This window comes from Streptomyces lacrimifluminis, assembly GCF_014646095.1.
Taxonomy (GTDB): Bacteria; Actinomycetota; Actinomycetes; order Streptomycetales; family Streptomycetaceae; genus Streptomyces; species Streptomyces lacrimifluminis.
In genome coordinates this window covers 1-21,101 of sequence record NZ_BMMU01000046.1, presented here as the reverse complement: position 1 = coordinate 21,101, position 21,101 = coordinate 1, and the positions used below count along the sequence as shown (strand labels likewise).

Annotated in this window: 19 protein-coding genes and 1 pseudogene; all 20 read right to left on the bottom strand. The window is 71.2% G+C overall.

The features are described from left to right. Positions 1 to 65: 65 nt before the first annotated feature. Entirely contained in the window at positions 66 to 338 is a 273-nt protein-coding gene (locus tag IEY89_RS36985) for an acyl carrier protein (protein WP_189151934.1), read from the bottom strand. After that, positions 335 to 2,143 carry an acyl-CoA dehydrogenase family protein gene (locus IEY89_RS36980; protein WP_189151933.1) on the bottom strand — a complete coding sequence of 603 codons (1,809 nt, stop codon included), beginning with the start codon at positions 2,141 to 2,143 and terminating at the stop codon, positions 335 to 337. Before IEY89_RS36980 ends, IEY89_RS36985 begins: the two co-directional genes overlap by 4 nt. Next, the gene (locus tag IEY89_RS41585) at positions 2,140 to 5,721 is read right to left on the bottom strand and encodes an AMP-binding protein (RefSeq protein ID WP_189151932.1); all 3,582 of its coding nucleotides are present in this window, start codon (positions 5,719 to 5,721) and stop codon (positions 2,140 to 2,142) included. The genes IEY89_RS36980 and IEY89_RS41585 overlap by 4 nt, the downstream gene beginning before the upstream one ends. A 135-nt stretch (positions 5,722 to 5,856) precedes the next feature. Continuing rightward, positions 5,857 to 6,618, bottom strand: a complete 762-nt coding sequence (locus IEY89_RS36970; protein WP_189151931.1) for a 2-hydroxychromene-2-carboxylate isomerase — start codon at positions 6,616 to 6,618, stop codon at positions 5,857 to 5,859. Then, complete coding sequence (fabG, locus tag IEY89_RS36965) at positions 6,615 to 7,379, bottom strand: 3-oxoacyl-[acyl-carrier-protein] reductase (RefSeq protein ID WP_229695638.1); 765 nt, start codon at positions 7,377 to 7,379, stop codon at positions 6,615 to 6,617. Before fabG ends, IEY89_RS36970 begins: the two co-directional genes overlap by 4 nt. Before the next feature lie 13 nt (positions 7,380 to 7,392). Then, positions 7,393 to 7,896 (bottom strand): 3-hydroxyacyl-ACP dehydratase FabZ family protein, encoded by a 504-nt coding sequence (locus tag IEY89_RS36960; protein ID WP_189151930.1) that lies wholly within the window; start codon positions 7,894 to 7,896, stop codon positions 7,393 to 7,395. After that, positions 7,893 to 8,309: a 3-hydroxyacyl-ACP dehydratase FabZ family protein gene (locus tag IEY89_RS36955; protein WP_189151929.1), complete on the bottom strand. Its 417-nt coding sequence runs from the start codon at positions 8,307 to 8,309 to the stop codon at positions 7,893 to 7,895. Before IEY89_RS36955 ends, IEY89_RS36960 begins: the two co-directional genes overlap by 4 nt. After that, on the bottom strand, positions 8,306 to 8,569 hold the full coding sequence (locus IEY89_RS36950; protein WP_189151928.1) for an acyl carrier protein: 264 nt from the start codon (positions 8,567 to 8,569) through the stop codon (positions 8,306 to 8,308). The genes IEY89_RS36955 and IEY89_RS36950 overlap by 4 nt, the downstream gene beginning before the upstream one ends. Positions 8,570 to 8,619: 50 nt before the next feature. Further along, positions 8,620 to 9,729 (bottom strand): beta-ketoacyl synthase N-terminal-like domain-containing protein, encoded by a 1,110-nt coding sequence (locus tag IEY89_RS36945; protein WP_189151927.1) that lies wholly within the window; start codon positions 9,727 to 9,729, stop codon positions 8,620 to 8,622. 60 nt (positions 9,730 to 9,789) lie between these two features. After that, positions 9,790 to 10,614 (bottom strand): SDR family oxidoreductase, encoded by an 825-nt coding sequence (locus IEY89_RS36940; protein ID WP_189151926.1) that lies wholly within the window; start codon positions 10,612 to 10,614, stop codon positions 9,790 to 9,792. Then, on the bottom strand, positions 10,598 to 11,695 hold the full coding sequence (locus IEY89_RS36935) for a beta-ketoacyl synthase N-terminal-like domain-containing protein (RefSeq protein WP_189151925.1): 1,098 nt from the start codon (positions 11,693 to 11,695) through the stop codon (positions 10,598 to 10,600). Before IEY89_RS36935 ends, IEY89_RS36940 begins: the two co-directional genes overlap by 17 nt. Then, complete coding sequence (locus IEY89_RS36930) at positions 11,692 to 12,903, bottom strand: beta-ketoacyl-[acyl-carrier-protein] synthase family protein (protein ID WP_189151924.1); 1,212 nt, start codon at positions 12,901 to 12,903, stop codon at positions 11,692 to 11,694. Before IEY89_RS36930 ends, IEY89_RS36935 begins: the two co-directional genes overlap by 4 nt. Continuing rightward, on the bottom strand, positions 12,900 to 13,874 hold the full coding sequence (locus IEY89_RS36925) for an acyl-CoA thioesterase (protein ID WP_189151923.1): 975 nt from the start codon (positions 13,872 to 13,874) through the stop codon (positions 12,900 to 12,902). The genes IEY89_RS36930 and IEY89_RS36925 overlap by 4 nt, the downstream gene beginning before the upstream one ends. A 74-nt stretch (positions 13,875 to 13,948) precedes the next feature. Continuing rightward, entirely contained in the window at positions 13,949 to 14,812 is an 864-nt protein-coding gene (locus tag IEY89_RS36920) for an alpha/beta fold hydrolase (protein ID WP_189151922.1), read from the bottom strand. After that, positions 14,809 to 15,873: a beta-ketoacyl synthase N-terminal-like domain-containing protein gene (locus IEY89_RS36915; RefSeq protein ID WP_189151921.1), complete on the bottom strand. Its 1,065-nt coding sequence runs from the start codon at positions 15,871 to 15,873 to the stop codon at positions 14,809 to 14,811. The genes IEY89_RS36920 and IEY89_RS36915 overlap by 4 nt, the downstream gene beginning before the upstream one ends. Next, positions 15,870 to 17,063, bottom strand: coding sequence for a beta-ketoacyl synthase N-terminal-like domain-containing protein (locus IEY89_RS36910; RefSeq protein ID WP_189151920.1), 1,194 nt, complete (start codon positions 17,061 to 17,063; stop codon positions 15,870 to 15,872). Before IEY89_RS36910 ends, IEY89_RS36915 begins: the two co-directional genes overlap by 4 nt. Further along, positions 17,060 to 18,346, bottom strand: a complete 1,287-nt coding sequence (locus IEY89_RS36905) for a beta-ketoacyl-[acyl-carrier-protein] synthase family protein (protein WP_229695637.1) — start codon at positions 18,344 to 18,346, stop codon at positions 17,060 to 17,062. Before IEY89_RS36905 ends, IEY89_RS36910 begins: the two co-directional genes overlap by 4 nt. Positions 18,347 to 18,379: 33 nt before the next feature. Continuing rightward, on the bottom strand, positions 18,380 to 18,649 hold the full coding sequence (locus IEY89_RS36900; RefSeq protein ID WP_189151918.1) for an acyl carrier protein: 270 nt from the start codon (positions 18,647 to 18,649) through the stop codon (positions 18,380 to 18,382). Positions 18,650 to 18,738: 89 nt separating this feature from the next. Beyond that, on the bottom strand, positions 18,739 to 19,749 hold the full coding sequence (locus tag IEY89_RS36895) for a helix-turn-helix transcriptional regulator (protein ID WP_189151917.1): 1,011 nt from the start codon (positions 19,747 to 19,749) through the stop codon (positions 18,739 to 18,741). Between the two features lie 573 nt (positions 19,750 to 20,322). After that, a pseudogene (locus IEY89_RS41770) lies at positions 20,323 to 21,049 on the bottom strand (IS5 family transposase); the annotation flags it as partial. Positions 21,050 to 21,101 lie beyond the last annotated feature (52 nt).

The window sequence follows — 21,101 nt, the reverse complement described above, 5'->3', positions numbered from 1 at the left end:
TGCCTGGGAACGTTTTCTCGGGCACGTCGCCCCTTCCCGGAGAAGTCACGACAGAACGGGCGGGTCTACGGGGCCAACTCAGCCGCGAGGTACGCGGTGATCGCTTCGACGGTCGGGTGGTCCCAGGCCATGGTGGGCTCGACGACGAGCCCGAAGTGATCCTCCACGTCTCCGCAGAGGTTCAGCGCGTACACCGAGTCGAGCCCCAGCTCGGTGAGTTGCGCGCCCTCGTCGACATCGGCCGGTGCGCATTCGAGGTAGTAGGCGACACGGTCGATCAACCAGCCCCGGATCGCCTCGGGCGAGGCAGCGGCGGACGGCACAGTGGCTTCGGTCATCGGTCAACTCCCTTGGCGGGCACGGCTTGCGTGGCGAGCCCGGTACGGAACAGGTCGAAGGTGCGGGCGCTCCGATGCCGTCCGGCGAGTTCCTCGAAAAGGGCCTCGACGACGGGTTCGGGCAGTGGATCGCGGCTCAGGCCGAGCTGTTCGGCGAGCCGCCGCAATGCCGCTGTGGCCCAGAGCGGATCGGCCAGGAAGGGGTCGTCGGTACCGGCCGCCCGCCAGACGCCGAGGCAGGCGGCGGCAGCGAGGAGCAGGACGTACCGCTCGGCCAGCAGGAAGGCGCGCCGGCCTGCCACCGGGGTGCGGTCCCGGGGCGGCAGGGAGCCTGCACGGCGCGCCAGGTCGGCCAGTTCACCCGTGAACACGTCGGCCAGTACGGCGAGTTCGGCGACTTCCGGTCGGTCCGTCGCCTCCCGGGCGAGTTCGTCGGCGAGCGCCGGGAGCACGCCGGCCAGGCTGTCCGCGCCGCGTGTGGTCAGTGCCAACCGGGCGAAGTCGAGGGCGGGCAGCGAGTCATGGAGGCGGAACACCGTTTCGGGGGCCACGGGTGCGTCGGGTGCGCGGTCCAGGGCCGGTCGCCAGGCCCGATCGGCGAGCCGCGGCAGCTGCGGCACGATGTTCGACAGGCACACGGCCCCACTCGCATGGGCAAGGGCGACGACGGGCAGGTCCCGTGCCGCCTTCTGGAAGCCGGCGTACGGGCCTTCGCGTACGTAGCCGCGGGCACCCAGCAGCACACCCAGCCGGTACGAGTTGTCCTGCAACAGCTTCGGTACGAGGTACTTCACGGCCGCCGCGCGGACGCTCGCCTCCTCGGGCAGCAGATGCAGTGACCTGGCGGCGACCATGGACAGCGCGTCGCAGATCAACAGATCGACGAAGGCGTCCGTCAGGACGGAGCGGGGCAGGGGCAGTGCGCTCACCGGTTTCCCGTACAGCCGGCGCTCCCCGGCGAAGGCGAGGACCGCGCGCAGCTGTGCGTCCCCGATGCCCACGACCATGCCCGGCAGCACGCACCGGGTCACCTGGAAGACCTTCAGTACCGTCTCCATGGCGCCGCCCTCTAGGCCCAGCAGCGCATCGGCCGGGACGGGGCAGTTGTCGAAATCGACGCCGCCGAGCAGACAGCCCCGCACGCCCGAAGTGGCGTAGCGGGCGGAGCGCTCCGTGCGATCGGCGGGCAGCCCGTCGAGGTCGACCAGCAGATGCGAATGTCCGCGGCTGCCCGGCCGGTCGTCGGTGCGAGCGAACAGGACGGCCGCCTCGGCCCGGCCGATGTTGTTGACCAGCTGCTTGCCACCGTCGAGGAGATAGCCGCCGGGTGCGGGCCGCGCGGCGAGCGAGACTCGGGCGAAGTCGCTGCCGTGGTCGAGCTCGGTGTACGCGGCGACGATCCGGCCGCCGCGGCACAGCAGCTCGGCCGCCCTGCGCCGCTGCTCGGGGCTGCCGTCCGCCCAGACCGGCAGCCCGGCGATGAAGCTGGTGACGCCGTGGCCGATGCCCAGGCTGCAGTCCCGCCGGAACAGGCTTCGCATGAGCAGCGAGAAGCGGTCGGCGCGCTCGAAACGTCCGCCCAGCGCGGCAGGGACGAACTCGGCCCCAAGCCCGAACCGGGCCAGCGCCCGCTCCCCTTCAGGCAGCAGTTCCCCCCGTTCGTCCGCGTCGAGGACGGCCCGCAGACCGAGGGGGTTGTCCGGATCATCCGGATCACCCAGCAGGGCCTCGAATCGGTGAATGCGCTCCAAGGTGGCGTCGCGGTCCACCGGGACCCGAGTCGCGCCGGTCAGCAGGTCCGTCATGCCGCGTCCTTCGTCGGGTGGGTGGGGTCGGTCGGCAGGCCGCCCGGCGCCGCGCTCTCCGCCAGCGGGCAGTGCAGCAACGAGAACAGCAGTCCCTGCCCCGCCTGCGCGTACAGCGCGGGCAGCAGACGGTCCAGGGCCGGACCGTCGGCGTCGTCCAGGTCGGGCTCCCGGGTCAGGCGGCGCAGCAGCCGGGCCAGTACGGCGTCCAGCCAGGCGGCGTCCTCCCACAGCGGGCCCCTCGCCCGGGCGGTGCCGGTGTTCTCCAGCCACAGGTGCAGGCTCGCCGCGCCCGCGTACACCAGGGCGTACCTACGGGCGGAGACGAACGCCGCCGCGGGCACGGCGCGCGCACTGTGCCGATGGGCGGCCATCTCCTCGTGCAGCTCGTCCGCGACGGACAGCAGGACCCGGGCGCGGTCGGCCACCGACTGCGGCGCCGTCTCCTCGACCCGACGCACCGCCTCGGGCAGCGACTGCACAACGCCGATACCGGACCGGGCGTACAGGGTGAGGCGACCGTGGTCGAGGGCGGACGGCGGCCCGTCGAGCCTGGCGGCCGAGGCGACCCCGTCGAGGTCGGCGAGCCGCCTGCGCCACCCGCGAGCGAGCACGGGGAACTGGTTGATCAGGGAGTTCAGGTTGACGGCCGTACTGCCGTCGAAGATGCCGACGATGCGGTGATCCCGCTCCAGCTTCTGGAAAGCGCCGTCGGCGAAGTCCGCCACCAACATCGCCCGGGCGCCGAGCAGCCCGCGCAGCGCGCCGATCACCTCGTCGCCCAGGGTCGGCACCAGGTACTTGACCGCGGCCGACACCACGCTCTGTTCCTCGGTCAGGGTGTGCACGGAGCGGGTCGCGACGAGGCTCACGGCCTCCATGGCCAACAGGTCGGTGTGGCACTCGGCCAGGGTGCGCGCGGCGTGCGGGAGCTCGGCGAGCGAGCGCCGGTACAGCCGGTGGCCACGGGCGAAGTCCACGGCGATGCGCAGTGCGTGGTCCGTCATGCCCAGGGACATCGCGGAGCACAGCGTGCGGGTGATCTGGAAGCCCTTGAGGATCGTCTCCAGTCCCTCGCCCTCCCCTCCCACCAGAGCGTCGGCGGGTATCTCGGCGCCGTCGAAGGAGATGCCGCTGATGTCCGCGCCGCGCACGCCGTGCGTCGGCACGTGCGGCAGCGCGCGCCAACTGCCCTCGGCCAGCCGGGCCTTGTCGACCAGGAAGAGGCTGAAGCCGCGGCTGCCGCCCTCCGGACTCGTGCGGGCCAGGACACAGACGAGGTCGGCCCGTGCCGCGTTGTTGATGAGCCACTTCTCACCGTCGAGCCGCCAGCCGCGCTCGGTGCGTTCGCCACGCAGCCCGCCGGCCAGTAGGTCGCTGCCGTGGGCCTGTTCGGTGAGCGCGAGGGAGACGACAGCTCCCTGGACGATCCGTTCGGCGAGCGCCTCGGCCTGCTCCTTGCGCCCCGCCACCCAGACGGACACAGCACCCAGATAGGTCTTGGCATGAGCGAGAGCGGAGGTGAAGTCGCGGCGGGAAAGGATTCTGATCAGCTGCAGCAGTTCCTCGCTGCTGTGCAGTTCGCCGCCGTGCTCGGCGGGCACGAACCAGCGCGGCACCCCCAGCGCGTCCAGCTCCCGGCAGACCGCCTCGGGAAACGCCTCCGCCCGGTCGAGCTCCGCGACCCGCCCGTAGGAGAACTCCTGGCGTTCGTCACGCGGGTCGCCCAGGCGCGCCTCCAGCTCCCTGGCCAGGGCAAGGGGGTCCCAGTCCGCGCCGGCCGGCGTCGGCTCCACGCTCACCTCGTACGCGGGGCGTTCAGGGCTTCGCGGTGCACGGAAGGCGGTGCGCAGCCCGGCCGACAACTCCTCGTGCAGCGACGCCAGTTCGCCGCTCTCGAACAGCGTCCGCATCCGGGTGCGCCGGATCTTGCCGCTCGTGGTGCGGCTGATCCGTCCCGGCCTGACCAGGACGACACCGCCGATCCTGACGCCGAGGCGCCGCGCGAGCCCGGCCCTAGCGGTGCGGGCCAGGACGACCAGCTCGTCGGCACCGCGGCCACGGCTGCGCACCTCCTGCACCGCCACGATCTCCTCGACGCCGCCCGCACCGGGCCGGCATGCGAAGACGGCGGCAGGCAGATCGGCGAAGGCCGCGTCGAGGTCACGCATGTCGCGCTCGATGTCGTGCGGATAGAGGTTCCGCCCACGTATGATGATCATTTCTTTGAGGCGGCCGGTGACGTACAGCTGCCCTGAACGCAGGGCCCCCAGGTCTCCGGTGCGCAGGAAGGGACCGTGACCGCCGGCGGTCACGGCGCGAAAGGTCCGCTCGGTCTCTGCGGGCCGGTTCCAGTACCCGAGGGCGACGCTGCCGCCGCGGATCCAGATCTCGCCGACCCTCCCTTCGCGCACCTCGGTCCCGGTCGTGGCGTCCACGACACGCACGTCGAGGCCGCGCACGACACCGCTGCTCGCCAGCTCCCGCACGGCTGCTCCCGGCCCTGCCTCGGCCACCTCGTCGCGGGCCAGGGCCGCGGGGTCGGCACGCAGGACCGTCGGCGGCTCGTCGGCCGGCGTACCCGAGACGTAGAGGGTGGCCTCGGCGAGTCCGTAGCCGGGAAGCAGGGACCGCGCGGAGAAGCCCGCGCCCGCGAAACGCTCCGCGAAGCGGGCCAGAGTTGCGGCGTCGACCGGTTCGGCGCCGTTGCACGCGTACGCCCAGCGGGACAGGTCGAGCCCTGCGGTCTGTTCCTCGGTGAGGTGCCGCGCGCACAGGTCATAGGCGAAGTTCGGGGCGCAGCTGATCTCGGCGCCGTACCGGTCGATCAGCCGCAGCCAGGAGACCGGGTGTTTGAGGAAGTCGGTGGGCGACATGAGCACAGCGGTGCCGCCCAGGTTGAGCGGGGCGAGCATCATCGCGATGAGCCCCATGTCGTGGTATGCGGGCAGCCAGCTGCACCAGGTCATGCCGCCGTGCCATCCGTGGCTGTCGCGCATCAGCCGCAGGTTGTGCACAAGCGCGCCGTGCTGAACCATGACGCCCTTCGGATCGCTGGTGGAGCCGGAGGTGTACTGCAGGAAGCACAACGTGCCTGGTTCCACGTGGTGTTCGGTCCAGGCCTCGGCGTCGCCCGTCAGCTCGGCGGTCTCCACCGACGCCGCGGCGAGTTCCGGCAACCCGGTCCGCTCGGACTCCAGCCAGCGGGTCACGGCCAGCAGCCCGGCCTCGTCGGTCAGTACCAGCCGGGCCCCGGTGTCGGCGGCGATCGCGGAGGTGCGTGACTCCTGGCGCCCGAACCCGCCAGGCAGGGGTACCGGCACCGGTACCACGCCCGCGTAGAGGCAGGCGACAAAGGCGCGGACGAACCCGGTGCCGGGGCCGCAGGACACCAGCACCCGCTCGCCGGAGGCGGTCCGCCGCCCGAGCCACTGCGCGGCGGCCCTGGCCCCGCGGTCGAGTTCCCCGTACGACAGGTTCTCCTCGGTCCGTCCGGTGCTGTAACGGACGGCGCTGTGCGCGGGCGCCTGCGCGGCCCTGCGGCGCAGCGCGCAGACGAAGCTCTCGAAATCGGTCACCCCAACTACTCACCCTCTGCGGCTTGCCGAGCCGCGTTCGCACAGCAGCGGTAGGAGCGCCAGCCAATCGGCGTCCGCTATGCGGCTCCTATATGCGGTCCTACGGCTCGATGACGGCAGATGGGCCGGGGTGGCTCAGCCGCATCCGCCCGCGTGCCCGTCGTCGACGGACCGTTCGGGCTCGGCGAGCCGGCCCCCCGGGTCGTCCGCGGCGTCCGGGTCGTCCGGGTCGTCCGGAGGCTCCGCGAGAGACGGGTTCTTCGCGGTGACTGCCGCGACGAAGGCGGGCAGCCGGTCGACGCCCCAGTACTTGTCGTAGTGATCGACGAAGAAGGGGACGCCGAAGACACCGTCGCGCTGTATCTCCAGCAGGATCCGCACTCCCTCGGCGCGCATCCCCGGGTCGTCGGAGGCAGCGGCCAGTTCCTCGGGATCCAGGCCCAGTTCGGCGCCGAACCCGGCGATCACCGACCGGTCGCAGATGTTCTGCCCCCGTTCCCAGCGGGCCCGGGCGGCGAGCGTGATGTACTCGGGTCCCCTGCCGTGCCGGGCCGCGGCGAGGTAACCGAAGTGCGGCACCTCCCACACGGGATTCCGGTCCACCGGCCAGCTGAACGCCAGCCCCCGCTCGGTGGCGAGGCGCCGTACGTCCTGGAGGACGTAGCGGTGCTTCTCCGGGGACATCGGGGTGTAGGGGAAGGCGCCGCCCGCCTCGGCCAGCAGATTCCGGCTCAGCTCGTCCGGCTCGAAGAACGGCACCCACTCCAGGGCGACTGCGGTGCGCGGATGCCGCTGGAGCAGGTCCCGGTAGGCGAGCCAGGAGTACGGGCTGCGCAGCGAGAAGTAGAAGCGCGGGGGCCGTCTGGTGCGGCGGCTCGTACGGGCCGTGGCACTCACAGGGCGATGCCGCCGTCCACCTGGAACACCTGGCCCGTGATGTACGACGCCTCAGGCGAGACCAGGAAGGAAACGAGCGAGGCGACGTCCTCGGCACTGCCGAAGCGCTTGAGCGGGATGCGGCCCAGCATCTCCTTGGCTTTCTTCGGCGGCATCTCCGACGTCATGTCGGTGTCGATGAATCCGGGCGCCACCGCGTTGGCGCGGATCCCGTGCCGCCCGGCCTCCTTCGCGAAGGAGCGGGTGAAACCGATGATCCCGGCCTTCGATGCCGAGTAGTTGGTCTGTCCCGCGTTGCCGGCCACCCCGGCCACCGAAGAGAGGGTGACCACGGTGCCGCCACCCCGTCTGACCATCGGGAAGGCCACCGCACGGCACAGGTTGTAGGTGCCGTCGAGGTTGGTGCGCACGACGGCGTCCCAGTCCTCGTCCGGCATGAGGACCAGCGGGCTGTCGCGGGTGATGCCGGCCGAGGTGACCGCGGCCGACGGCGGGCCGAGTTCCTGCTCGGCCGCAGCGACGAAGTCCCGCACCTGGGTGCGGTCCGCCACATCGACGCGGCGGCAGAGCACACGGCGCCCCAGCGACCGTATCTGCTTCTCCACGAGGGCCGCCGCCCGCTCGTCGGAGCGATAGCAGAAGCCGATGTCGTAGCCGTCCCTGGCAAGGCGTTCGACGACCGCGCGGCCGATGCCGCGTGAGCCTCCGGTGACCAGCGCGACCATGTCACTCTGTGCGGGCACTGCGTCCTGTACAGACATTGTGTCCTCTCCCTCAGACGTTCAGCACGGCGCGTTCGGCTGTCGGGCGCAACTCGTCGACATCGCGCAGCGCCACCACGAACGTGCCGATCCGCAGTACCTCGCGGCCTCCCGCGTACGACTCGCCAGCGAGGATCGCCGTCTCGCCGGCGGACTTCACCAGGCGCACCCGGTGTTCCAGGACGTCACCTGGGTAGGCGCGCGCGCCGACGGTCACTTCGTTGATGGAGCCCGCCAGCTCGACCTTTCCGGCCAGCACGTCCGGGTTGGGCGTCTCCCACACCGACAACAGCACCGCGGCCTGGGCCCAGGACTCGATGGCGAGGGAAGTGGGATAGGCGTAGTCGGCCGGGGCGGCGTCCTGGCCAAGCCTTGCGTAGCAGGGCTCGTTGCCGGAGACCGCCTTGACCGCGGTCAGGGTCTCGCCCGGCACCACCCGCGTGACGCGGTCGACCAGGAGGATCTCCCCCCGGTGCGGGATGGTGTTCTTGATCCGGTCGACGCCGTACCCGGTCACGGGGTGCTCTCTTCCTGGTCCCGCACGTGCCGCACGCGATAGCGCAGGCGGATGTCGGCGACCTTGCCGCGGTTGGTGGCGACGACCGCCTTGAAGAGCAGCCCGGCCGCGCTGTCGATGACGGACACGTCGGACAGGACCCGGTCGCCGGGGAAGACGGGCCGGTGGAAACGGCAGCGTTCCATGGCGACGAGTTCGACGCCGTCGCCGTCCGTTGCGGGCACATGGGTCCTGGCCCACTGGCGCACCGTGCGGTCGGCGGCCTCGATGAGGAACACGCCGGGCAGCACCGGAAATCCGGGATAGTGACCGGCGAAGACGGGATCGTCCGCCGGGGCGTCGAAGACGGTGGCCGCGCCCTCCGCACCGGTGCGGATCAGTTCCAGATCGCGCAGCGGCGAGGCGGCGGTCACCGTGTCTCCCGCAGTTTGTGCCCAAGCAGTTCGTACGTGCTCTGGAGGGACGTGATCGAGGCCAGCTCGGTCTCGGCGAGCCGCACCCCGTACTCCTTCTCCAGCCGCACTGTGATCTCCAGCGCCATCAGGGAGTCGACGTCCAGGTCGTCCACGAAGTGAGCGTCGTCAGTGACCTCGGCCACGTCCAGGTCGAGGACGTCGGCCACCAGGTCGCGCAGTTGTTCCTTGTCGAGCCCGGATGTGGTGGTGTCGGCCATGGTGTGCACGAGTCCTTTCGGATGGTGGGTGTACGAGTACGAGGGGTGTGTCACCGGGTGCCGGTACGCAGGACGGCGGCTCCGGTCTGGCCGTCCAGGTCGACGGAAGTGACGAGCACCGGCTTGTCCGCTTCGGCGGTGAGTGCTGCGGCGAGCTGGAACGACGCGGAGGCCGCGCCACAGTCGCCGGTGAGTCTGCGCAGCCGCAGCCTGGGCGGCCGGTGCTCGCCGAAGATGCCCGCGAGCGCCGCGTCCTCGCGTGCGCCCAGCGGCCCGCCGCTGTCGGAGGGCACCAGCAGGCCGACCTCCTCAGGGCGTATGTCGGCCTCCTTGAGGGCCTCGGTAACGGCCCGCGCGACAGCCTCGCCGGCCCGCTCGGGGTCGCTGAAGGCGATGAACCGGGTACCGGCCAGCGCGGCGAGGGCGGTGCGGCCGTGGGCGCGGGCCCTGCTGAGCGGTTCGAGCAGCAAGAGCGCGCAGCCCTCACCGAGCGGCCCGGCGGGCTGCCGCCCACCGGTACGAGCCCGGTACTCCAGCCAGGCGCGCTCGGTCGAGAACTCCTCGACTGCGCCGCACAACACGGCCTCGCAGTGCCGCTGCCGCAGCAGCCGGGCCGCGTAGCTGAGGGCAAGCAGTCCGGTCACCGCACCACCCGCCACCGTGGTGTTGGGCCCGCGCAACCGGTGCCAGATGGCGCTCTGGCCGGCGGCCCGGTTCATCACCGTGTTCGGGAACAGTGCCGGGTCGACGTGGAAGGGTTTCTCACCGGTCAAGGAGTCCCGGGTGAAGTCCATGATGCTCTGCACGCTGCCGTGCCCGGTGCCGAGCACCATGCCCACAGCTTCCGGGTGGTCCTGGGCGAGTCCCGGTCCAGCCTCCTCCAGGAGCAGCCCGGCAGTGGCGACGGCGAGCGCGGTGGCCCGGTCCATCGACCGGGTTCCCTTGCGGCCCAGCACGCTCCGCACGTCGAAGTCCGGTATGCGGCCGGCCCGTTCGTACGGGCCGAGATCCGACGCGGCGTCGTGGGCACGCACCGCCGGGCGGTCGCCCCGCACGCCCTCGGTGAAGGCCTCGGCACCGAGCCCGTACGGGGACGCCGCGGACCAGCCGGATACGACCAGGGTGTCCGGGTCCGCCCCGGTGGCAGGACTGGCACTCATCGCTGTCTCCTCCTGAAGGTAGAAGTCGGGGAAGGCGTGCGGGAGGACGAGCGGCCGTGCTCAGCCCCACGCACCGGCGGCGGCGTGCAGCTCCGCGCCGTCGACACCGATGGTGTTGCCGGTCAGCCAGGAGGACTCGGTCCGGGAGAGCAGCGCGACGGCGTCCGCGACGTCCTCGGGGCGTGTCAGACGGCCATGCGGGTTGTTCTCGGCGGCACGCTCGATGTAGCCGGTGTGTTCTGGAATGCGGCGCAGGGCCGGGGTGTCGGTGGTGCCCGCGCGCAGGGCGTTCACCGCGATACCACTGGTCGCCAACTCGCATGCCAGCTGCCGGACATGGGACTCCAGGGCACTCTTGGCCGCGGAGACCGGGCCGTAGCTGGGCAGGTGCTGCGAGGTGCCGGCGCTGGTCAGCGCGTACACCTTCGAGCCCGTGCGGAGCAGGCCGTAGGCGCACAGGTCCTGCGTCCAGTACACGAGGCTGTGGGCCATGACGTCGAGAGTCATCTCCAGTTGTCGTGGGGTGAGCTGCTTCTCCCAGCCCTCGCGCGGCAGGAAGGGCACCAGGGTGCCGAAGGCGAGCGAGTGGACCAGGATGCGGATGCCGCCACCGGAACGGGTCCCACCGGTCAGTTCCGCCAACTCGGGGATGAGCCGTTCGCGGGTGGCGCGCGCGGCGGCGTTGGCATTGAAGAGGTGCGCCTCGACGCCCCGCCCGCGCAGGTCGACGACCAACTGCTCGACCTCCTCGGCGCGCGCCGCCGTGTCGAAGTGCACGCCGGCGATATTGACGCCCTCGTTGGCGAGCCCGAGGGCGACGGCCCGGCCGATACCGCTGGAGGCCCCGAGAACCAGGCACCAGCTCCCCTCAAGCGGCTTCAGCATGCTCTGACTCCTGTGTTGTGGTGAGGCGGTACGGGCTGACTCGGACCAGGGCGACATGGCCGGCGCCGGTCGCGCAGACCACGAGTTGGTCGCCGCCCTTGGCCGCGTTGACGGCCCGGGCGACGGCCAGGGCGGGGCCCAGGCAGCCGATCCGGCGCGGTGGGAGGAGCCGGCCGGTCCTGGCAGGATCGTCGTCCTCGGGCGGCCCGTCCGGGTACGGGCCGTCGCGGGGCGGCTCCGGCAGGCGTACGGGGATACCTGCGAGCGCCGCCACCACCGCCGCGGAGACCGGGGAGGAGTCCAGGTCCACGTGGACGGTCGAGGGAGGGTTCGCCGACGGGAGCACCTGCGTCAGCGCCGCGGCGAGGACGCGGTCGGCGTGGGCCCGCCCCTGTGCGCCGTCCAGCGCCGCGGGCGGTACGAAGAGCGAACGCGTCCTCAGCGTGGCGCGCACTGCGGTGCCCCGGGCCCGGGCCGCGACGGCGGGCTCCAGCGTGAGCGCCACGGCGCCCTGTTCGCCCCCGCCTCCGCGACCGTCCGGGACGGGCTCCTCGACCGCGGCCAGCACCAGCGTGTCGCACCGGCCCGAGGCCAGCGCGAGCGCGCCGGTGGACAGAGCGTCCACCGCGGCCGTACGGGCGGTGGCGAAGGTCAGGGCGAAGCCGTTCAGGGAGAGTTCGGCTGCCAGCCGGTTGCCGAGGACGTTGACCGCGAAGTACGGGGCCGAGGCCGGGGAAATGCCGGCCGCCCCCTCCGCTGCGATGGTCGCGTCCATGCTGTCGAACAGACCGGCGAGCCCGGCGTTGGTGGCGAGCAGGAAGCCGCGCCGGTCCGCCGGATGCGCCTCGGGGCACCCCCTGTCCACCTGCGCGGCGCGGGCCGCGGCAAGGATGTACTGGGCGGCCGACGGAAGGTACTTGTAGCCGCGGGGGCCGAGCCGCGTGCGGTGGTTGAACCACTCACCGGCCGGGAACGGAGCGGACCCACCGACCACGGCCGTCTCCGGGTCGTCGCCCCACGGGGAGACGACCCCCACACCGGTGACGGCCAGTTCGGCCGGACCCGGACACCGGGTGCTCACCACGGCTCACCCCCGTCGTCCGGTCCGGGCCCTCCGGCCAGCACCAGTGAGGCGTTGTTCCCGCCGAACCCGTACGCGTTGACCAGTACCCGGCGGGCCGTCGCGGGCAGCGGCACCGCCGCGCCCTGCGGTAGCAGTACCTCGCACTCCGGGTCCTGCTCCTTGAGCGGCACGTTCGGCGGGACCACGCCGTGCCGCAGGATCAGCGCCGCCGCGACCGCGGCGAGCGCGGCGGACGCCCCGCCGGAGTGGCCGAGCAGTGCCTTGAGGCTGTACAGCGGCACGTGCGCGGCGCGTTCGCCGAGGACCCGGTGCAGGGCACGGCTCTCCAGGACGTCGTTGAGCCGGGTGCCGGTGCCGTGCGGGACGACGCAGCCGACTTCGTGTGCCGCGCCGCCCACGGCCTCGCGCATGGCCCGTACGACCTGCTCGCCGTCGGACCTGGGGGCGGTCGGATGGTCCGCGTCGCAGCTCCACGCGACACCGGCCAGGCGCAGCACGCGGCCAGGGACCTCCGGTGCGTTCTCGTCGGGGGACAGCGCCCCCCGCGCCCGGGCATGGGCGGCCGACTCCACGACGAGTACGCCCGCACCCTCGGCGAAGACCGTGCCACCGCGGTCCTTCTCGAAGGGACGACAGCGCTCCGGGTCGACGGCGCCGAGCCGGTTGAAGCAGCCGAGCGCGACCCGCGAGTACGCGTCGGAGCCACCGGCGATCACGACCTCCGCCTCGCCCGCACGCACCAGGTCCGCGGCGATGCCCAGCGCGTAAGCGCCCGCCGCACAGGCGTTGGCGACATCGTGGACGGTGGCGAACAACCCCAATTCTCCGGCGAGCGCCGCCGCGAGGCGGAACGGCGGCAACCAGCTCTCGCCTCCCCGGCCTCGCTCGTTGGACCCCGGCTCGCCCATGCAGCTGCCGATGACCACGGCCGTGCGGGCGGCAGCCAGGGACGTGGCGTCAAGCCTGGCGTCGGCCAGTGCCTCGGCGGCGGCGAGCGAGGCAAACCGCGTCGCGCGCTCGGCCGTCAGGTCGGGGTCGGGCACCAGGCTGATCAGCGGCAGGTCCATCCGGGCGAGCGGGTCCGCCGGCCGGTCGGGCAGGCGGCTACCGGCCGCCGTCATGGCCCGCCACAGCGTGTCCGCGCCGCCACCGTGGCAGGTGACGGCGCCGACCCCGGTGACCACTGCCTCGACCTCGCGGTTCATGTCGTCCGACCCTCCAGGGCCGCGTTCATGCGGTCGTCGAAGGGCACGAGGGACCAGTCACGGCGGTTTTCGATGACCGCGTAGCCGTGGGTGATCCGGCCGGTCGCGGTCTGCACGAGCTTGCCGTCGCGCACCACGTAGGTGTCCATGCGGGAGTCGTACGTAAAGCCCTTGAAGACGCTCTCGACGGTGAGGACCACGTACAGGTCCTCCTCCATGCGCGCCTCGTCGAGGACGGTGATCCGCGAGTGCGGCACCACCGGGATCCAGTTCTGCTCGTCCAGGAGCGTCTTGATGGACACGCCGCGGTCGGCGACCAGACGGTCCTTGGCCTCCTCCATCAGGCGCAGATAGCCGGACATCTGCTGACGCTCGGTGAAGTGGCAGTACCAGTACGGGATCCGGAACCTCCAGGCGTACGCGTTGCGCCCGGCCGTCAGTTCCTTGACCAGGTCGTCGGCGGCGAGGTCCACCTCGACGGGTTCGGGCGTCCAGCCGGGCGCCGTCGCGAGCCGGTCGACCGTGAACGGGGCGAGCGCCGCCGGGACGGGTTCCGTGGCGCCGCCGCGCGGGTCGAGGCGGAGCTGCACCTTCACCGTGGAGGTGACGGCCTTGAGCAGTGACTCGCGCCGCACGTGCAGCGTGACGGCGAAGGCCAGTTCGCCGTCCTTCGCCCTGCGGTGCGGCTTCACCTCGGCGACGGCGGTGTCGTCGATGTGGAAGGCGTGCAGGATGCGGGTGTCGAGGTCGACGATGTCCGTGCACAGGCCGTACACCTCGTAGACGGTGCCCGGGGCGATCCCGGCCTGCCTGAGGTGGTTCAGGACGGCTTCCTCGACGAGGTAGTTGACATGCTTGAACCCGATCCAGGTGCAGATGTTGGAGCCCTCGTAGCGGGGGCGGATCTCCAGGCGGCTGGGTTCCTTCAGGGCGAGAACCGAGGCGGCGAGGTCAGCGGTGTGGGTGGTCACGTCGACTCCGGTGCGTAGAGGGGGAGTTGCGGAAAGGGCGGTCGGACGGGAGAGGAGAGCGGACGGAGCAACCGTCAGGAGGCGACGCGGGCCGGGGGTGCCGTACCGTGTCCGAGGCCTGGAAATACCTCGGACAGCAGCCCGTGCACCGCGTCCGCGAACCGCTGCGGCTGTTCCGCCATCGCGAAGTGGCCGCAGTCCCCGAAGAGCTGGAACCTGCCGTCGGGCAGCGCCGCGGCCAGCGCCCGGGCGTCGTCCGGCGGAGCGGCGAAGTCGTCCGCGCCGGCCACCACGAGCACCGGCAGGCGCAGCGTGTCGACGTCGAGCCAGGGACTGCGCAGGTACGCGCCGAAGAACTGCTGCCAGCCGTACGGCCCGATCCGGTCCCGCACCCGCAGTGCCATCGCGCTGCGCAACTCGGGTGAGATGCGGTCACCCGCGCCGATCCGCAGCCCCTCCTCCAGGATGCGGTGGAAGCCGCCGAGGTAGTACAGGGCGTCGTCCCAGGTGAAGTCGTCGGGACTGCGCCGGTGGAAGGGGGCGGCCACCACGGCGGCCCGCGGCCCTCGCCCGGGGCCCCGGCGGGCGAGCGCTTCCAGGGCCGGCCCCGCTGTGAAGGAGTGCACGACGATCACGTCCGCCCCTCCGGGCACCCCGTCAAGCGCGTGCTCCACATGGTCCGCCGGGTCGTCGCGCAGGCTCCACCCGGGGTCGCCTTCGGCCCCCCAGGGCAGCACGGCCTCCCAGATCTCGACGCTGTCGGGCGCCAGCCGGTCGTACGCGCGCCACACGGACGTACTGCCCGCCAGCCCGTGCAGAAGCAGCGCCCGCACCGGCGGCCCGGCGGCCCGGGCGGCGCGCCGCCGGCGGACGACGGCAACCCCGTGCCCACCGGGTCCGGCCGTGGCGTTCTTGCCCTGCGACCCCTGCGCGCTCATCGCGTGCTGCCCGCGAGCCGGGGCACGACCGCGTCCGGCGTAGTCAGGATCAGAGCCGCGCTCGCGTCGTCGCCGCCGACGTCACCGATGCCCGCGCTGACGAGCACCACGTCGTCGCCCGCTCCGCCGCGACCGTCCAGCCACACGGCCGCCGCCGCGCACTGCAGCACACCGAGCGCACCGGACGCGGCGCCGTGGAGCGCGGAAAGGTCGTGAACCGGAACGCTGCCCGCCGCCGCGCCGAGGGCCGGCGCGGGGGCGCACACCCCCTCGGGATGCTCCGGCACGCACCACAGCCCGACCCGGCCCGTGTGCAGGGCCCGCACCTTGGCGACGGCGTCGGCGTGACCGCCTCTGCGGGCATAGGCACCAACGGCGGCCAGCGGGCGCACGCCCCGGGCCTCGGCCGACTCGGGCGACTCGACCACGAGCGCCACGGCTCCGTCGAACAGGTCGGGGGCACCGCTCGTCCCGTCCGGGGCCAGGTCGGGCATGTCCGCGACATGGCGGACGGCCGGGTTGTCGGGCTCGGCCCCGACGACGAGCATCCGCTCGACCCGGCCCGAGGCGATCAGCAGCCGGGCCCAGTTGACGGCGTCGAGCCCGGAGGTCGGCCCGTTGCACAGGGTCAGATTGGCGCCGCGCAGACCGTGGGTGATGGCGATCCAGGAGGCGACGACGTTGCTGGAGGTGGCGGGCAGCATCATGGGACTGGTCGCCAGGTAGGTGGACTCGGCGATGGTCCGTACGGTCTCGCAGACCGTGTCGACGTTGCCGTAGTTGGTGCTCGCGCTCACGCCGACGCTCTCGCCCGGGACCGTCAGGCCTCCGGCCTCGTCGGTCAGGCCGGCCGCGCTCAGCGCGTCCCGGGCCGCCACCATCGCGAGCTTGGTGGCCCGGTCCTTGTAGCGCAGGCCGCGTCCGGTGAGCCGGGAGACCGGGTCCCCTGCCCGGCGGTGATCCGCGGGCAGCGGCCCGAGCAGACCCTCCGGTCCCGGCAGACCGCGAACAGCGGTGCCCAGTCCGGTGATCACGGCGTGCGCCGTGCGTACGCTCCTCACAGGTCCACTCCTTCCGGGTGCCCCGCGGTGTCGCCTGGGTCCTCGACCCGCTCCACGATTGCCACGGCGTTGAGCCCGCCGAACCCGAACGAATCGATCTGTGCGAGACGCAGCGGCTGCCGCGGCCTCTCGGCCGTGCCCCGCACCAGGCGGAAGCCCGCCACAGCGGCCACGGGGTCGTCGAGGTACACGGTCGGCGGAACGATCCCCGTGCGCAGGACGTCGACGGCCGCGACCAGGCTGTGCAGCCCCGAGGCACCCGCGGTGTGGCCGGTCATCGACTTGATGGCGGTCATGTACGGCGACGGGGCGAGCCCCGCGAACACCGAGCCCAGTGCGGCGGACTCGGCCTCGTCGTTCAGCGCCGTGCCGGTGCCGTGCAGCATGACGAGGTCGATGTCCGCGGGCCGCACGCCGGAGCGCCGGTGCGCCTCCTGGACCACGGTGGCGATGCTCTTGGCGTCGGGCGCCGACGGGTGGTACGCGTCGCAGTTGACGGCGACCCCCCGCAGCCTGGCGTGGATCCGGGTCCCGGGACCGGGACCGTCGGCCTCCCGGCGCAGCACCACGGCCGCCGCACCCTCGCCCTGGAGCATCCCTCGCCGGCCGCGGTCGAACGGCCGTACCCGGTCGGGGGCTTCGGGGTAGCAGCGGTCCAGCAGCCCGTAGGTGCTCTCGGTGATGGTGTCGACGCCTGCGACGACTACGGTGTCGGCCTCGCCCAGGTCGAGCAGGTCCGCGCCCAGGGCCATGGTGTACAGCGAGGCCGAGCACGCGTTGGCCACGGTGTGGGTGTCCACGGCGCCGAAGCGGCGCCGCAGCATGGTGCCGAAGTGCAGATCGGACGCGTCGAAGGGGATCCCGTCCCGCCAGGCCAGTTCCACCGAGCGCAACTCGCGCAGGGTGGTGCCGACCAGCACCGGTACGCGCGACAGGTCGTCGCCGAGCCCCGCGTCCGCCACCGCCGCTGCGACGGCCTGTTCCAGCCAGCGCGTCGCCCGCAACGGCACGTCCACGCCGGGCGCCGGCCGGTCGTCGATCTCGTACGCCATCCGCGCGCGGAACCTGTCGCGGTCGTATCCGCGCAGCGGCCCCAGTCCGCTGCGGCCGGCGGCCAGCGAGTCGAAGATCTCCCGGACACCGGCGCCGATGCTCGCGACGGCGCCCATCCCGGTCACGATCCAGCTCATGCCGCGCTCCGGTACGCACCGAGGATCAGGACAGCGTTGTTGCCCCCGAATGCCAGGGCGTTGTTCTGCACGATGTTCAGCTCCGCCTCGACGGCCTTGTTGGGCACGCAGTCGAGGGCGCACTCGGGGTCGGTCTCCCGGTGGTTGATCGTCGGCGGAATGAACCCTTCGGTGATCGCCAGCGCACAGGCGGCGGCGGCGACGGCGCTGGCCGCGCCCATGCTGTGGCCGATCATCGATTTGATGGAAACGGTGCGTGGCATGGCGTCCGCGCCGAAGACCTGGCGGATGGCGCCCGCCTCAGTGATGTCGTTCGCCTTGGTCCCGGTGCCGTGCGCGGAAACGAAGTCGATCCGATCCGGGGTCACACCCGCGTTGCGGTGAGCGATCTCCATGGTTCGCGCGATGCTGTCGCGGTCCGGGGCGACCGGGTGCAGCGCGTCGCAGGCGAGCCCGTAGCCCAGGACTTCGGCGTAGATCCGCGCCCCGCGGGCGACGGCTGAGTCGAGGCTCTCCATCAGGAGGATGCCCGCTCCCTCGCCGGTGAGGATGCCTTCGCGGTCCTTGTCGAAAGGACGGCAGACCTCGGGGGCGACCGTGCCGAGCCGGTAGAAACCGGTGAACGTCTTGCGGCACGCGGCGTCGGCGCCGCCGCACAGAGCAATGTCGACGTCACCGCTGCGCAAGGCGTCGTAGCCGTAGCCGACCGCGTAGTTGCCCGCCGCGCACGCCGTCGGAATCGTCACGGCCTCCACGTCCTCCAGGCCGAGCTCACGCACGATACCGACAGACAGCCGACTGGCCGGGACGCGCCGCGCGACGCCCGGGTCGTACTCCTCGGGACCGGTCTCCATGCCGACGGCGACGAGCTGGTCCAGATCGCGGGACTCGCCGTCCGTGGTGCCCACGGACACCAGGGACCGGCGGGAACGTACGTCCGCCGCGGTCAGGCCCGCGTCCTCGACCGCCATCCGCGCGGCGGCGACGGAGAACTGGCTCGCCCTGCCCAACTCCTCGGGGTGCTGCCGCGTGATCCAGCGCCCGGGCTCGAAGTCGGTGACCTCACAGCCGTTGGCGTGGGCGAATCCGGTCGTGTCGAACGCGGTGATCGGCTTGACGCCGCTGCGTCCCTCACGGAGTCCGGCGGTGAAGGCCTCGACACCGATGCCGATGCTGGTGACCACACCGAGTCCGGTGATCACCACCCGACGTCCGTCGGCCCCGGGGCGCGGGCCCTGGGGGCCACTGTGACCTCGTGCGTCCGTGCTGATCGAAGCGTTCATCGAAGCTCACCCATCTGGCGGTCGGGACGGCGATCAGTGCTGAGCGGCTTCGGCCACCACCACGTACACGCCCTCCAGGTTGACCATGCGGCTGAGTTCGGCCTGGTCGATGGTCACCTTCTGAGTTCGCTCCAGAGCGGCGAGGATCTCGATGGCGCGGAGGGAGTCCGCATCGTGCTCCTCCTTGAACAGACTGGTCTCGGTGACCTCGTCCTCGTCGATCTCGAGAATGTCGCAGACGATCTCTTTGATCTCCTGCTTGCGGGCAGCATCAAGGCCGTTCGTCACGCTCGCGTTGGTCATCTCGACTCCAATGAGGGATCGGTGCCGGAGTCCAGCGACTCCGCCGTCCATGTGATGGGTCGAGAGTGGAATGGGCGGCTATACGCGGCCTATACGGCTTCTGCTTGGGCAGCCCAGCCCAACTGGGCGGCGCGCAACCCCGCCTGGAAGCGGCTGCGGGCGCCGAGCCGACTCATGAGATCGGCGGTGATCCGACGCGCCGTGCGCACCGACACGCCCAGCTTACGGGCGACGACCTCGTCCGTGAGTCCCTCACCGAGCAGCCGCAGGATGGCCTTCTCCTGCGGCGACAACTCTCCGCCGGTGCGCTCCCTGTGCGGTGATCTGCCGCCGAACGCGATGGCGTTCTCCCATACACGCTCGAAGAGTTCGCAGAGCGCGACGATCACGCCACGGCCTTGGAGCACGAGGGCGCCGGCTGCGGAGTCGTCGGGATCGGTGGGCAGCACGCCGTATGCGCGGTCGAACACGAGCATCCGGCACGGCAGCGAGGCCGTGGTCCGCACGTCGTCGCCCTGCGAGCGCAGCCAGCGCAGATGTTCCACCGTCGCCGGGTCGTTGTGAACGCTGTCAAGGTAGATGCTGCGTACGGCCACACCACGTACGGCCAGATCCTCACTGAGTGGTCGGCTGGCCTGGCGGCTCGGCTCGCTCTGCGGACCACCGGCCGCGAAGGTGAACAGTTCCGACTCGCACTTCTGCGTCAGTTCCTCGATACGGATCCGTATCTCCTCGAGGCCGCTGAGCCGCTCGATCACCGCGCCCCGCAGATCCTGCTGGGCCACGTTGTAGTCGTCGACGAACCGGGCCACTTCCGTCCGCGCGTCCGCCAGTTGCTGCTGCCGCTCCAGGAGGTCGTTTTCCTGACGTGCCAGAAGCGCCTCGAGAGCGACATCCGGACTCACCGCGCGTAGATTTCCCGGCGCACCCCACGAGGGTTTCACGAGAGAAAGGCGGACACATTCGTCCAGCGTTGAGCGAACCAACTCCCGCGACCATCCCAGCGAGGTCGCAAGTTCATCAAGATTGCAATCAGGATTTCTCAGCATGGATCGATACATCTCGGACACGCGAGACGGCAATCCGATCAAGTTCAGCATTACACCACTCCCCCGTGAGCGCAAGCCTGTACCCGGACACTATGTATAACCCGAAAAGGATCCGCAACGAATATGTCACGAGCACCAGAAAGTGGACCGCACAGCACAAGAAGAGCCCACTCCGAGGGAGCGGGCTCTTTTCAGACACTGATGGCCGAATATCAATCCCAGATGGGGTCCTGCACAGAGGCAACCTCCACCACCACGACCCTGCCCGTTACCGTCGGGGTCGGCACCATGGAGCCAGCCGCACTCAATACACCCGCGCCGGTGAGAGTCAGCACGACGACACCGACACCAGACGGACTCTTTCGCATGAAAAGAATTCCCCCTAAAGAAAGAATGCGTTCAAATTCTCAAACAAGCCCCTGCTGATCAACTCTTGAATCTTTCCGATGCGCGCCAGAAATCTCCACGAAAGACCGATGCAACATGCTGCACTGGCAGGATAATGACAGCGGATTCCAACCCCCCGCTTCCCACCCGGGGAGACCGCCAAACACTCGACCACTGGAAGATGCACCATGCCCCTCGACCTTCCCGAGAGGACGTCCCGTTTGACTGGGAGATAGTTCATGGATTGTGCCAGATTATGGTCATTTCGCCGGTTGCCCGTCTCGCGAGGTTCGAGATCATCGCGAGGCGGATCATGCTCTCGGAGTGGGCGGGTTTGGCCTCGTAGTCGCGAGCGAGGCGCCGGTGCATCATGATCCGACCGGTTGCAAACTTCACTCCACCACCCAGCGTCGCGGTACCACTGAGAAGCCCTTGATCTGTGTGTTTCGCGGGACGGCGTCAACGTCGATCCCGAGGGTGGCACCGTGTTCGATGGCCTGGGTCTTGTAGCCGGTAGCGACCCACGCCTTGGTGATCGTGGGGTGGCCGGCGGCGATCTGACCGAGCAGCTGCTCGCCGGCCTCGCTGTCGGAGACGCTGGCCGCGGTCACCATGACCAGGGAGTAGATAAGCCGAGGGTGTCGACGACGATGCCGCGTTTTCGGCCCACGATCTTCTTGCCGGCGTCGGTGCCCTGGGTGTCGGTGGGCACGCCGGGAGCGGTCTTGACGCTCTGCGCGTCGATGACGCAAGCCGTGGGCTCGGCAGTGCGTCCTTCCTGCTCACGGACCATTCGGTGCAGGTGGACGCCGAGTTTCTCGATGGTGCCGTCGGCGGTCCAGGCGCTGAAGCAGCTGAACACGGTGGTGTGTGGCGGGAAGTCGGGCGGAAGGTAGCGCCACGGGACCCCGGTCCGGTTGAGGAAGAGGATCGCGTTCATGACTTCCCGCAGATCAGTGAGCTTCTTCGAGCTGGCCACCGATCAGGTGACGGTCCACGAAGCACAACGAGCGAGG